This window comes from Streptomyces sp. Rer75 (assembly GCF_013414305.1).
Taxonomy (GTDB): Bacteria; Actinomycetota; Actinomycetes; order Streptomycetales; family Streptomycetaceae; genus Streptomyces; species Streptomyces himastatinicus.
The window spans coordinates 7613448-7626937 of record NZ_CP058693.1; the positions used below are offsets into that span (position 1 = coordinate 7613448).

General features: G+C 72.4%; 11 protein-coding genes. 6 read left to right on the forward strand and 5 right to left on the reverse strand.

Translation table 11 applies throughout. The annotated features are described in order from the left end of the window. Positions 1-136: 136 nt before the first annotated feature. Entirely contained in the window at positions 137-889 is a 753-nt protein-coding gene (locus HYQ63_RS32810) for a hypothetical protein (RefSeq protein ID WP_179937407.1), read from the reverse strand. A gap of 227 nt (positions 890-1116) precedes the next feature. On the opposite strand from HYQ63_RS32810, the gene ggt reads away from it, so the two are divergent. The 6 genes from ggt to HYQ63_RS32840 all read left to right on the forward strand — a co-directional run bounded on the left by ggt (position 1117) and on the right by HYQ63_RS32840 (position 9705). Continuing rightward, on the forward strand, positions 1117-2895 hold the full coding sequence (gene ggt / locus HYQ63_RS32815) for a gamma-glutamyltransferase (protein WP_257232677.1): 1779 nt from the start codon (positions 1117-1119) through the stop codon (positions 2893-2895). 148 nt (positions 2896-3043) lie between these two features. Then, positions 3044-4930 (forward strand): hypothetical protein, encoded by a 1887-nt coding sequence (locus tag HYQ63_RS32820; RefSeq protein ID WP_179937409.1) that lies wholly within the window; start codon positions 3044-3046, stop codon positions 4928-4930. A 176-nt stretch (positions 4931-5106) separates the two neighbouring features. Next, positions 5107-5949 carry a nitrilase-related carbon-nitrogen hydrolase gene (locus HYQ63_RS32825; RefSeq protein WP_179937410.1) on the forward strand — a complete coding sequence of 281 codons (843 nt, stop codon included), beginning with the start codon at positions 5107-5109 and terminating at the stop codon, positions 5947-5949. After that, on the forward strand, positions 5946-7289 hold the full coding sequence (locus HYQ63_RS32830) for an aspartate aminotransferase family protein (protein ID WP_179937411.1): 1344 nt from the start codon (positions 5946-5948) through the stop codon (positions 7287-7289). Before HYQ63_RS32825 ends, HYQ63_RS32830 begins: the two co-directional genes overlap by 4 nt. Continuing rightward, complete coding sequence (gene hydA, locus HYQ63_RS32835; RefSeq protein ID WP_179940733.1) at positions 7286-8689, forward strand: dihydropyrimidinase; 1404 nt, start codon at positions 7286-7288, stop codon at positions 8687-8689. Before HYQ63_RS32830 ends, hydA begins: the two co-directional genes overlap by 4 nt. A gap of 11 nt (positions 8690-8700) precedes the next feature. Further along, positions 8701-9705: a TIGR03842 family LLM class F420-dependent oxidoreductase gene (locus tag HYQ63_RS32840; RefSeq protein ID WP_179937412.1), complete on the forward strand. Its 1005-nt coding sequence runs from the start codon at positions 8701-8703 to the stop codon at positions 9703-9705. A 66-nt stretch (positions 9706-9771) separates the two neighbouring features. On the opposite strand, the gene HYQ63_RS32845 is transcribed toward HYQ63_RS32840, so the two are convergent. The 4 genes from HYQ63_RS32845 to HYQ63_RS32860 all read right to left on the reverse strand — a co-directional run bounded on the left by HYQ63_RS32845 (position 9772) and on the right by HYQ63_RS32860 (position 13466). After that, positions 9772-10203, reverse strand: a complete 432-nt coding sequence (locus HYQ63_RS32845; RefSeq protein ID WP_179937413.1) for a hypothetical protein — start codon at positions 10201-10203, stop codon at positions 9772-9774. A gap of 128 nt (positions 10204-10331) precedes the next feature. After that, positions 10332-10931: a bifunctional 2-polyprenyl-6-hydroxyphenol methylase/3-demethylubiquinol 3-O-methyltransferase UbiG gene (locus HYQ63_RS32850; RefSeq protein ID WP_179937414.1), complete on the reverse strand. Its 600-nt coding sequence runs from the start codon at positions 10929-10931 to the stop codon at positions 10332-10334. 30 nt (positions 10932-10961) lie between these two features. Then, positions 10962-12287: an MFS transporter gene (locus tag HYQ63_RS32855; protein WP_179937415.1), complete on the reverse strand. Its 1326-nt coding sequence runs from the start codon at positions 12285-12287 to the stop codon at positions 10962-10964. A gap of 54 nt (positions 12288-12341) precedes the next feature. Next, positions 12342-13466, reverse strand: coding sequence for a Gfo/Idh/MocA family protein (locus tag HYQ63_RS32860; RefSeq protein WP_179937416.1), 1125 nt, complete (start codon positions 13464-13466; stop codon positions 12342-12344). Between the last annotated feature and the right edge of the window lie 24 nt (positions 13467-13490).

Sequence of the window (13490 nt, forward strand, 5' to 3'; positions counted from 1 at the left end):
GGCCCACCGGACAGGACCAAGTGACCTGACGGTAACTCGGCGCCTTACCGCTGGTAATAGGGCGGTAAGTTACGCCTGGGTAACGATGCGGCCGTAGTGACCCCGTGGACCGTCCGCCATACGATATCCCCCCGGCTCAGCCCTCCTTGAGGATCGCCTTGGCCGACGCCCGGCCGCCCGACGTGGTCGCGGCCTTGGTGACGTCCGCGACCAGTTCGACCACATCCGGGCCGTACGCCTGCGAGTTGACCACCTTCAGCAGCAGGCAGAACGAGCCCTGCGCCCCGTACTTGCGGGCCAGCTTGGCGCGGTTGCGCACCAGGTGGCGTACGGCGGCGCGGTGCGTGACCGGGCGCTGCCCGGCGGCCAGGAAGACGGGACGGCCGCCTTCGCCCGCCGTCAGCCGCGCCACCAGCACGTGCTCCAGCGCGCCGGGCTCCGGCCGGTACTCGGTGCCGCCGATGGTGAAGGTGCCGCGCTCGGCGCCGGACTCGTCGGCCTGGGTCACGGTCACGCCCGGCAGCAGGTTCGTCATGTGCGCGGACAGCCGGCGGTGCGCGGTCGGGTCGCCGACGCAGAACTCGGTGCGCGCCCCGAAGCCCTGGAGCCCCGTGTCGTGCGGGGCCACCTCGGCGTGCGCCCCGCAGTTCTCCACGACGGAGGCGAGCCCGAGCAGCGCGAGGGCGTCATGGCGCGGGATGGACCAGTGTGCCGAGGTGCTGTCCCGGTGAGTGACCAGGACGCATTCCGAGCCGTCCGGCAGGCCGAAGAAGCGCTGCTCGCGGGTGCGCCCCCGGCGCCCGGCGGCCGAGTGCACGGCCCAGCCGAGCGCCAGTCCCACGATCAGGGCCGCTCCGGAAGCGATCAGGTCCTGCACGGTGTCAGTCATGGCCGCGCATCGTAGCCGCCATCCGAGTGGTGTTCGAGCGAATCTCCAAGGGGCACTCAAGGGTCACTCGCCCCCTGTCGTGAGCATGAGCGTCGCCGGTAGGCTCCGCTCTCTCTGTCGTCCGCTTGGAGGTCCGGATGGGACACGCCGCACGACCAGCCGCAGCAACCAGAACCACGGCGCGAGCCGCACGGCGCGCGCTGCCCGCGCTCGCCGCCGCGGCCGGGATGGTCGCCGTGCTCGGCGTCGCCCCGGCCGGTGCGCAGACCGCCACGCAGGGTTCCGCCGCCGGTACGCCCGCCAAGACGCCGGTCGCCACCGGCTACGGCGGCGCGGTCTCCAGCGTGGACCCGGACGCCTCGGCGGCCGGGATCGACGTGCTGCGGCGCGGTGGCAACGCGGTGGACGCGGCGGTGGCGACGGCGGCCGCGCTCGGGGTCACCGAGCCGTACTCGGCGGGCGTCGGCGGCGGCGGATACTTCGTCTACTACAACGCCAAGCGGCACACCGTCTCCACCCTCGACGGCCGCGAGACCGCCCCGCTCAGCGCGGACAAGGACCTCTTCCTGGACGACGACGGCAAGCCGCTGCCGTTCGACGACGCCGTCACCAGCGGGCTCAGCGTCGGCACCCCCGGCACCCCGGCCACTTGGAGCGACGCGCTCCGCACCTGGGGCACCCGGTCGCTCGCCCAGGTGCTGAAGCCCGCCGAGCGGCTGGCCCGCGACGGCTTCACCGTCGACAGGACCTTCCGCGAGCAGACCGCCGACAACGAGGACCGCTTCAAGGACTTCCCGGCCTCCGCCGAGCTGTTCCTGCCCGGCGGAAAGCTCCCGGTCGTCGGCTCGACCCTCCGCAACCCGGACCTCGCCCGCACCTACGCCCTGCTCGCCAAGAAGGGCGTCGGCGCGATCTACAAGGGCGAGCTGGGCCGCGACATCGTCTCCACGGTGCGCAAGCCCCCCGTCGACCCCAAGGCGCAGCGCGTCGTGCACCCCGGCGATCTGCGCGCCGAGGACCTGCGGGCGTACGCGACGAAACGGCAGGCCCCGACCCGCACCTCCTACCGCGGGCTGGACGTGTACGGCATGGCGCCCTCGTCCTCCGGCGGCACCAGCGTCGCCGAGGCGCTCAACATCCTGGAGCGCACCGACCTCACCAAGCTCGGCGAGCGCGACTATCTGCACCGCTTCATCGAGGCCAGCCGGATAGCGTTCGCCGACCGCGGCCGCTGGGTCGGTGACCCGGCCGCCGAGGACGTACCGACCAAGGCGCTCACCTCCCAGCGGTACGCCGACTCCCGGGCCTGCCTCATCAAGCCCGACAAGGTGCTGAAGAGCCCGCTCGCCCCCGGCGACCCCACGAACCCGGGCGCCCCCGGCACCTGCGACACCCGCGGACACGCCGCCCCGACCACCTACGAGGGCCAGAGCACCACGCACCTGACGACCGCCGACAAGTGGGGCAACGTCGTCGCGTACACCCTCACCATCGAGCAGACCGGCGGCAGCGGCATCACCGTCCCCGGCCGGGGCTTCCTGCTCAACAACGAGCTGACCGACTTCTCCTTCGCGCCCGCCGACCCCGCCGTCCACGACCCGAACCTGCCCGGCCCCGGGAAGCGGCCGCGCTCGTCCATGTCGCCGACCATCGTGCTCGACGGCCACAAGCCGTTGCTGGCGCTCGGCTCACCGGGCGGCGCCACGATCATCACCACCGTGCTCCAGACCCTGCTGAACCACCTCGACCGGGGCATGCCGCTGGTCGACGCGATCGCCGCACCGCGCGCCAGCCAGCGCAACGCCGCCCAGACGGAGCTGGAGCCCGGGCTGTGGAACAGCCCGGAGCGGGCCCGGCTGGAGGCGCTGGGCCATGCCTTCAAGCAGAACCCCGAGATCGGGGCCGCGACCGGCGTCCAGCGGCTCGCCGACGGCCGGTGGCTGGCCGCGGCCGAGACGAAGCGGCGCGGCGGCGGCGCGGCGATGGTGGTCCGTCCCGCGGGCTGATCCGCGGCGTCGCGTCACGGTGGCGGCCGGGCACTGTCCCGGCCGCCACCGTAAAATCCCCGCAGGAACCCGCTCCAACCTTGCCGGTCGTGTGCGAATCCGGAAATGTGCCCGTAGCGCGCCGGTAACCAGGTCCGTAACATGCGGGGTGTCGAATGCGGGGGTGGCGATGGCGGGCAGACAACTCCCGGCGGCGATCGAGGAGTTCGCGAGCTATCTGCGTGCGCTGACACGGCGGATCGACTCGGACAAGGGCTGGTACGCCGTCTTCGCGCAACGCGACCCCGACGGGCTGCGCGCCTGTCTCGACGGCCAGGAGATCCCGCCCTGGGACGTCGTCCAGGCCCTCCTCCAGGACCTCTCCGCCCAGCGTGGCGCCCAGACCGCCAACGTGGCCGCCGCCCGCGCCGCCGCGCTGTACCGCGCCTCGATCACCGCCCACGACGCGGCCCCCGGCACCCGCGAGGCGCTCCGCGCCCGCCTGGCCGCGATGCAGCGCGAACGGCTCGCCGCAGCCGACCGCGAACGCGACCTCCACGCGGCGCAACGGGCCGGAGCCGAAACCACCCCCGACGGCGACCCCGTCGACGCCGCCCTGGCCTGGGCCCAGGACGACCACCACCGCGCCACGGCCCGCTGCGAAGAACTCACCGCCCGCCTGGCCGCCCTCCCCGCCCCGGCGGGCGGGGACCCGCCGCCCGCTGCCCCGGGTGGCGTGCCGTCCGCCCCGGCGGGCGAGGGTGTGCAGCCCGCCGAGCCGGGTGCGGGGCCTGCGGGCACTACGTCCGCGACGGCGCGATGGCCGGTGGCGGGCCCGGGCGGCCCGGCTCGATCGCCGGGTGCCGCCGGGTGGGCGGAGGCCGGACCGCAGGCCGCGCCGCCTGGCGCCCCGGGCGCGCAGGCGCCTGGTGCCCCGCCGGGGCCCGGCGGTGGGCCGTCGCCGTGGGCCGGCGAGAGGGGTCCGCAGGGCGCGCCAGGCGGGGGTCCGGCCGGGCGGCCCCAGCCAGGTGGTGCGGGGCCCGCCCTGGCGGGCGCGGGCGCGCCGACCGCTGCCCCGGGGGCGCAGGCGCCCGGCGGCGGGTCTTCGCCGTGGGGCGCGGGCGGTTCGCAGGCTGAGTCGGGCGGCGGGCAGGCCGAGTCTGGCGCGGGGGCCGCGGGGGCTCCGCCCGGGCCTGCGCGCGGTTCGTCGTGGGGGGCGGGCGGGTTGCAGGATCCGTCGATCGCAGGCTTGGCCGGGCGCCCCCAGCCGGACGATGCGCCTTCCGCCCCGCCCCGGCCGCGGGGGGCGCGGTTCGCCGCGGCGTACGACAGCGCCCCGGACCCCGCCCCCGTACCGCCCGCGGAGCCGACGGCCCGGCCGCGGGGGGCGCGGTTCGCGGGGGCGGGGGAGCAGCCGCCCTCGCCGCGCGGGGCACGGTTCCCCGGGGTGCGGGGCGGGGCGCGCAAGCGGGAGCGGGAGGCCGAGCAGCGGGCCCGGGCCAGTGAGCAGCAGGAGCTGGCCGAGGCCCGGCGGGCGGCCGGTGGAGCCGTCGCGCGGCTGGGGCGGCTGCGGGCGGAGGGGCGCAGCGGGGAGGCGCACGCCGTGCTGTGCGAGACGGCCGTCTGGCCCGCCGGGCGGCTGCCGGTGCTGGCGGCCGAGCTGGAGCGCGCTGGGCTTGGCGCCGACGTGGCCACGCTGCTGTGGGAGATGGCCTGTCTGCCGCCCGAGCCGCTCGCCGCCGCCGCGGAGGCGCTGATCGCGGCGGGCCGCGAGTCCGACGGGGAGCGGCTGCTGCGGCAGAGCGTCGCGCGGCCCGTCGCCGAGGTGGCGCAGACCGCGCTCGCGCTGCTCGGGAACGCCGCGCACCAGGAGGTGGCGTTGCTGCTGACGGCGTTCCTGCGGGCCCGTACGCCCGCCGAGGTGGCCGAGGCGGCGGCCGAGGACCCGGGCGCGCTGGTGCCGCCGCTGCTGGACGCGGCGGGCGCGGTGTCCCCGGGCAGTCAGCACGATCTCGCCCACGCCCTCCGCGTGGCGGGCATACACGGCGCCACCTGATCCTTGTCAGGTCCGACATAACACGAAAAGTGATTGTCTTCGTTGAGTAACGGCGGCGGTATTGCCAGAGTGGTGAGTGCGCTTCTACGTTCTTCACCACAGCGAAATTCTACGTGCGTAGACACAGGTTGACGACGGGGGCAGGCCCCCGGAGCCCTGCTGTGAAGGAGCTGATCATGGCCAACGTCGTACGTGCCGCGCTCGTCCAGTGCACCTGGACCGGCGACACCGAATCAATGATCGCGAAGCATGAGGAGTACGCCCGGCAGGCCGCCGCCCAGGGGGCCAAGGTGATCGGCTTCCAGGAGGTGTTCAACGCCCCGTACTTCTGCCAGGTGCAGGAGGCGGAGCACTATCGGTGGGCGGAGCCGGTCCCGGACGGGCCGACGGTGCGGCGGATGCAGGCGCTGGCCCGGGAGACCGGGATGGTCATGGTGGTCCCGGTCTACGAGGTCGAGCAGGCCGGCTTCTACTACAACACCGCGGCCGTGATCGACGCCGACGGCAGCTACCTCGGCAAGTACCGCAAGCACCACATCCCCCAGCTCAAGGGGTTCTGGGAGAAGTACTACTTCAAGCCGGGCAACCTGGGCTGGCCGGTGTTCGACACCGCCGTCGGCAAGGTCGGCGTCTACATCTGCTACGACCGCCACTTCCCGGAGGGCTGGCGCGCCCTGGGGCTGGCCGGTGCGCAGCTCGTCTACAACCCGTCGGCCACCTCCCGCGGGCTGTCGTCGCACCTGTGGCAGCTGGAGCAGCCCGCGTCGGCGGTCGCGAACGCGTACTACATCGCGGCGATCAACCGCGTCGGCACCGAGAGTTACGGCGACAACGACTTCTACGGCACCAGCTACTTCGTGGACCCGCGCGGCCAGTTCGTCGGGGACGTGGCCAGCGACAGGAAAGAGGAACTGGTCGTCCGCGACCTCGACTTCGGCCTCATCGACGAGGTGCGGCAGCAATGGGCGTTCTACCGCGACCGCCGCCCGGACGCCTACGACGAGCTGGTGAAGCCATGACCGCCGAGCACGCCACCGGCGGCCAGCTGTACGCACGCCACCGGGCCGTCCTCCCGGACTGGCTGGCGCTGTACTACCAGCGGCCCATCGAGATCACCCACGGCGAGGGGCGCCACGTCTGGGACGCGGACGGCAACCGCTACCTCGACTTCTTCGGCGGCATCCTCACCACCATGACCGCCCACGCGCTGCCCGAGGTCACCAAGGCCATCACCGAGCAGGCGGGCCGGATCCTGCACACCTCCACGCTGTACCTCGACCGCCCGATGGTCGACCTCGCCGAGCGCGTCGCGCATCTGTCCGGCATCCCCGACGCCCGGGTCTTCTTCACCACCTCCGGCACCGAGGCCAACGACACGGCCCTGTTGCTCGCCACCACGTACCGCCGCTCCAACCAGGTCCTGGCGATGCGCAACAGCTACCACGGCCGGTCGTTCTCGACGGTCGGCATCACGGGCAACCGCTCGTGGTCACCGACCAGCATCTCCCCGCTCCAGACGCTGTACGTGCACGGCGGCGTGCGGGGCCGGGGGCCGTTCGCCGGGCTGTCGGACGGCGAGTTCATCGACGCGTGCGTGGCCGACCTCGAGGACATCCTCGGCCAGGCGCACGGCACCGTCGCCGCGCTGATCGCCGAACCCATCCAGGGCGTGGGCGGCTTCACCTCCCCGCCCGACGGGCTGTTCGCCGCCTTCCGGGAGGTGCTGGACCGGCACGGCATCCTGTGGATCACCGACGAGGTGCAGACCGGCTGGGGCCGCACCGGCGACCACTTCTGGGGCTGGCAGGCCCATGACGCCGCGGGCCCGCCGGACCTCCTCACCTTCGCCAAGGGCATCGGCAACGGCATGTCGATCGGCGGGGTCGTGGCGCGCGCGGAGGTCATGAACTGCCTGGGCGCCAACTCCATCTCCACCTTCGGCGGCAGCCCGGTCACCATGGCCGCCGGTCTCGCCAACCTCAACCATCTCGTCGAGCACGACCTCCAGGGCAACGCCCGCCGCGTCGGCGGACTGCTCATCGAGCGGCTGCGCGCGGCCTGCGCCGGGCTCGACGGCGTACGCGAAGTACGCGGCCGCGGGCTGATGATCGGCGTCGAGCTGGTCGAGCCCGGCACCGGCGCCCCGGCACCCGAGGCCGCCTCGGCCGTTCTGGAGGCCGCCCGCGAGGGCGGGCTGCTCCTCGGCAAGGGCGGCGGCCACAACAGCAGCGTCCTGCGCATCGCCCCGCCGCTGAGCCTCACCGTGGCGGAGGCGGAGGAGGGCGCGGACATCCTCGAAGCCGCCCTGCAAGCCACCCAAGGTCAGTCGGGCACCCAGTCGGGAAGGAGCGCGGGCTGATGCCTCGTACCGTGATCCGCGGCGGGCTCGTCATCACCGCCGCCGAGGAGACCCACGCCGACGTCCTGGTCGAGGACGAACGGGTGGTGGCGCTGGCCGCGTCCGACAGCGATGTCGCGCGCGGCTGGACCGCCGACCGTACGATCGACGCGACCGGCAAGTACGTCATCCCGGGCGGTGTCGATCCGCACACCCACATGGAGATGCCGTTCGGCGGCACGTTCGCCGCCGACACCTTCGCGACCGGCACCCGGGCCGCGGCCTGGGGCGGCACGACCACCATCGTGGACTTCGCCATCCAGACCAAGGGGCACGCCCTGCGGGAGGGCCTGGACGCCTGGCATCTGAAGGCGGGCGGCAACTGCGCGATCGACTACGGCTTCCACATGATCCTGTCCGATGTCGACGAGGGCTCCCTGAAGGAGATGGACCTCCTCGTGGACGAGGGCGTGACCTCGTTCAAGCTCTTCATGGCGTACCCGGGCGTCTTCTACAGCGACGACGGGCAGATCCTGCGCGCCATGCAGCGCGGCGCCGCCAACGGCGGGCTCATCATGATGCACGCCGAGAACGGCATCGCCATCGACGTCCTGGTCGAACAGGCCCTCGCCGAGGGCAGGACCGACCCCCGCTACCACGGCGAGGTCCGCAAGGCGCTGCTGGAGTCCGAGGCCACCCACCGCGCCATCCAGCTGGCGCGGGTGGCCGGGGCGCCGCTGTACGTCGTCCACGTGTCGGCGGAGGAGGCCGTCGCGGAGCTGACGCAGGCGCGCGACAAGGGGCTTCCGGTCTTCGGCGAGACCTGTCCGCAGTATCTGTTCCTGTCCACCGACAACCTCGCCGAACCGGACTTCGAGGGCGCCAAGTACGTCTGCTCGACACCGCTGCGGCCCCGGGAGCACCAGGCGGCGCTGTGGCGGGGACTGCGGACCAACGACCTCCAGGTCGTCTCCACCGACCACTGCCCGTTCTGCTTCACCGGCCAGAAGGAGATGGGCCGCGGCGACTTCTCCAAGATCCCCAACGGGATGCCGGGCGTGGAGAACCGCATGGACCTGCTCCACCAGGGCGTCGTGGACGGCCATATCACCCGCCGTCGCTGGATCGAGATCGCCTGCGCCACCCCGGCCCGGATGTTCGGCCTCTACCCCAGGAAGGGCACCATCGCGCCGGGCTCGGACGCCGACATCGTCATCTACGACCCGACCGCCCAGCAGACCATCTCCGCCGAGACCCACCACATGAACGTCGACTACTCGGCCTACGAGGGCAAGCAGATCACCGGGCAGGTCGAGACCGTGCTCTCGCGCGGCCTCCCGGTCATCGACGGGCGCGCCTACGCCGGGCGCGCCGGGCACGGCCAGTATGTCCGCCGCTCGACCTGTCAGTACCTCACCTAGGAGGCCAGGCCATGGACTTCGGACTCGTACTGCAGACCGATCCGCCCGCGTCGGACGTCGTCGATCTGATGCGCCGTGCCGAGCGCAACGGCTTCGGCTACGGCTGGACCTTCGACTCCGCCGTGCTCTGGCAGGAGCCGTTCGTCATCTACAGCCGCATCCTGGAACACACCGAGCGGCTCACCGTCGGCCCCATGGTCACCAACCCCGGCACCCGCACCTGGGAGGTGACGGCCTCCACCTTCGCCACCCTCAACGACATGTACGGCAACCGCACCGTGTGCGGCATCGGCCGCGGCGACTCCGCCTTGCGGGTCGCTGGCCGCACACCCAACACCCTCGCCCGGCTGAGCGATGCCATCGACGCCATCCGCGATCTGGCGGAGGGGCGGGAGGCCGAGGTGGACGGCAGCCGGATGCGCATCCCCTGGATCAAGGACGGCGGTCGGCTGCCGGTCTGGATGGCGGCGTACGGGCCGAAGGCGCTGGCCCTTGCCGGACAGAAGGCCGACGGCTTCATCCTCCAGCTCGCCGACCCGTTCCTGACGGAGTGGATGGTCCACGCGGTCCGCACCGCCGCCACCGAGGCGGGCCGCGACCCGGACGCGATCACCATCTGTGTCGCCGCGCCCGCGTACATCGGGGACGACCTGGCCTACGCCCGGGAGCAGTGCCGCTGGTTCGGCGGCATGGTCGGCAACCACGTCGCGGACCTGGTCTCCCGCTACGGCGAGCACTCCGGCGCCATCCCCGAATCCCTGACCGCGTACATCGCACAGCGCCAGGGCTACGATTACAGCCACCACGGCCGCACCGGAAACCCGGACACGGCCTTCGTCCCGGACGACATCGTCGACCGCTTCTGCCTGCTGGGTCCTGCTGAGGCCCATGTGGAAAAGCTGCGCACGCTGCGGGAGCTGGGCGTGGACCAGTTCGCGGTGTATGCGATGCACGACGCGAAGGAGCGGACGATCGACGCGTACGGCGCCGAGGTCATCCCGGCCCTGAGCAGTTAGCCGGAAAAGAGCTGCTCAATTATGAGAAGGGCGGGGCGGGAGCGTTTCGTTCCCGCCCCCGCAATATTAACCGGCGCTCGGAGGGGTCTGGGCAGCCGCCTTCTTGGCGGGCCGGCCGCGCTTCTTGGGGGCGGGCTCCTCCGACGGCCTGGACACCGTCGCGAAGGGCCGCAGCGCCTCCTGGAGGGCCTTCAGCGAATCCGGTCCCAGGTCCACGGTCCGGCGCTCCGTCCGCAGGACCTGCCGCACGCCGATGGCGTTGCTGCCGTCCTCGTTCTGCTCCCCGGTTTCGTATTCCTCCTCGACCCAGGCGGGAACCTGGATTTCCACCGAATGCACATCCGCGGTGACATCGGGCTCGATATCGCAGTGAATTACGGTGCGTCCGTAGATTCGCGTCTCGACCGTCTGTCCGTTTACGACGACCGGCGTGACGGTTTCCTGAACTCCTTCCTCGTCCTTCTGGGTTTCCGGAACCTGAACAAAGCGAACTGCCACTGCTTCCCCTTTTCTTGGTGCCGACTCAAATTCTAGCGGGGCAGCCGCTGTTGACGCCAATCCGGAAATGCGGAAAGCCCCTTCTGGTCGGAAGGGGCTTTTCGGCGCGGGTGGCGGGAAATGCGTGCTCAGTGCGCCGGCTTGTGCCAGACGATGCTGTAGCGGAACAGGACGTGACGGCGGTACCGGGCGCCGGGCAGCACCTCGGCGGCCAGCGCCCGCATCTGCCGGTACGTCACCGGCGGCGGCCACACGACGGGGGACGGGTGCTGCCACTGGCCCTTCACCGCGCGGTGGGCGGTGCCGACGGCGACCCCGGCGAGGACGTGCGGCAGGTCGCGCGGGGTGTCGCGGGCGAGGCCGACGACGGCGAGGACGCCGCCCGGGCGCAGCAGGTCGCGCATGCGGGCCAGCCCGGTGGCGGCGTCCATGTGGTGCAGGGTGGCCACCGACGCGATGACGTCGAACGAGGCCGGTTCGAAGGGATGGGTGAGGAAGTCCCCGAGGACGTAGTCGATGTCGTCCGGGTGGGCACGGGCCTGGTCGATGCTCGGCTCGTGGAGGTCGATGCCGGTGACGTGCGGCACGGTCCGCCTCAGTTCACGGGCGAGCATGCCCTCGCCGCAGCCGACGTCGAGGGCGCGCCGGGCGCCGTCGGGGACCGCGCGGAGGATGCGGGGGTGGTAGTGGATGTTGTGGTTCCATCGCCTGCCGTTCTTCGCCGTCATGCGGTCATTCTGCGGGGACGCGGCCCCGGGTCACCGTGCGCCGCGTATCAGCCGGATGGCGAACGCGCCCGCGACGCAGAAGACCGCCGCGGCGATGTACAGGGCGCTGTAGTTTGCGTCGCTTCCGATGGCGAGGAAGAGCGGGGCGAGGACGGGGGAGATGGTCTGGGGGATCGTGGTGGACAGGTTGAACACGCCCATGCCCTTGGCGGCCTCGGTGTCCTTGTTGGGCAGGACCGAGGCCACGAGGGCGTAGTCGACGCCCATGTACATGCCCTGGCCGAGACCGGAGATCCCCACGCCCACGAGGAACATCTCGGTCGACTGGGCCGTGGCCACCACCACCATGGCGCAGGCGAAGACGACGGACGCCGCGGCGACGAAGACCTTGCGGCGCCGCACGCGATCGGAGAGCCACCCGGCGGTGAAGCTGCTGAGGGTGGTGGTGGCGGCCAGGATCAGCATCGACCAGAACAGCACGGGGCTGGCGTCCTCGGCGGTGTAGCCGAGCCGGTCCATCAGGAAGTACGCCTTGTAGGTGGTCAGGAAGCTCAGACCGGTCCAGGTCAGGAACCGTCCGCACCAGGCCCAGGCGAAGTCGGGGTGGCGCACCGGGTTGATCCACATGCTCTGGGGGATGTCGGCCCAGCGGAGCCGGGGGAGTTCGGCCCGGGAGCGGGGGACTTCCCTGAGGTAGCAGACGAAGATCCCGACCATGGCCAGACCGAGCAGCCCCGGCGCGACGAACATCCACAGGTTCTCCGTCCCGGTGAACTGGACGAGGAACGTGCCGCTGACGATGCCGATCTGGGTGGTCATGCCCATCAGGCCGGAGACGCGCCCCCGGTACCGGTCCGTCACCCGCTCGGGGAGGAGCGCGGTCGCGGCGGCGAGGGCCGCGTTGAACAGCATCTGGGCCAGACACCAGCCGAGGCCCAGCACGAACAGGTTGGGCGCCGTGCCCATCACCAGCAGCGCCCCGAAGCCCAGGACCATGCCGCCGAGGATGTACGGCCTGCGCTGGCCCCAGCGGGACGCGGACAGGTCGCTGAGCCTGCCGAAGACGGGGTTGGCCACCAGCGCGCAGAAGGCGCCCGCGCCCGCGATGGTCGACAGGCTCCCGGCCTTGCCGTCCGGGTCGAGGTCGGCGACCCGGAGGGAGAGGGTGACCGAGGCGGGGGTGCACAGGGCGATCCACAGGCCGATGTAGGCGAGGATGAACAGGGTGATGAACACCCCGTTCACCTCTTGGCCGGTGGCCTTCGCGATCCGTTCCGGCCCGTGCGGCGGCACGGGGGTTTCGGGGCTTTCGGGGGCGTGGGGGGTGGCGGCGCCGGGCTTCCGGGCAGACAGCATCGTCCGCTCCTTTGCGGATGAGGTCCCGTGGGGGGGAGAGGGGGAGGGAGCGGGCTAGCGGGTCAGGGGTCCGGCGTCGATGCCGAGGAGGGGCGCCGGGCGCTTCACCGTGCTGGTGATCTCGACGGCGCCGTCCTCCGGTGCGATGCGCTCCAGCCGTTCCAGGACCTCCAGCACGTGGAACGCGAAGTCGGCGGAGGCCCGGTGGAGGTCTCCGCCGAGGTGGCGTACGAGGTCCTGCACCCCGGGGCCGCGGATGGCGCGGGCGCCCGCGGGGGTGAGCGGGTCCATCACGGCCGGGAGTTCGGTCCACTCCTCGTCACCGCGCCGCTTCACCAGGACGGGGTCGTCGAAGCGGTTGGGGTTGGGCACCTGAAGGGTGCCCTCGGTGCCGTAGACCTCCAGGTGCGGGAGGGTGGTGTCCCATACGTCGAAGCTGTACATGGCGGTGGCCAGGGCGCCGGAGGCGAACTGGAGGATCGCCGTCGCGTGGGTGTCGACGGTGACGCCGACGCGCTCGACGCGGCGCTCGGGGGCCGTCACGGTCAGCTCGTCGGCGGCGCGGGTGGTCGCCCCGACCACCCGGCTGACCGGTCCGAGCAGATTGACCAGCGCGGCGATGTGGTACGGGCCCCAGTCCAGGACCGGGCCGCCGCCCTCGGTGAACAGGAACGTGGGGTCCGGGTGCCAGGTCTCGGCGCGCGAGGAGCGGACGAAGGAGGACGCGGCGAACGGACGCCCGATCAGCCCGGCGTCGACGGCGGCGCGGGCCGTCTGCCCGGAGGGGCCGAGGAAGGTGTCGGGCGCGCCGCCGAGCAGCTTGCCGGTCTCCCGGGCGGTCTCTATGTTCCGCCGGGCCTCCTCGGCGGTGGCGGCGAGCGGCTTCTCGACGTACACGTGCTTTCCGGCGCGCAGGGCCGCGTCGGTCAGGGCCGCATGGGCCCTGGGCGGGGTGATGTTGACGACGACCTGCACCTCGGGGTCGGCGAGCAGCTCCTCGGTCGTGCCCCACGCCGGGATGTTCCACTCCTCGGCGGCGGCGCGGGCGCGCTCGCCGTCGAGGTCGGCGACGCGCACGATGGGCAGTTGGGGGATGGTCGAGAGGCCGAGCGCGTAGGCGTTGAAGATCGAGCCGGTACCGATGACGCCGACGGGGACGCGCCGCGTGGTTTCGTCCATGGTTCTCTCCCGGTCTTGCACAGG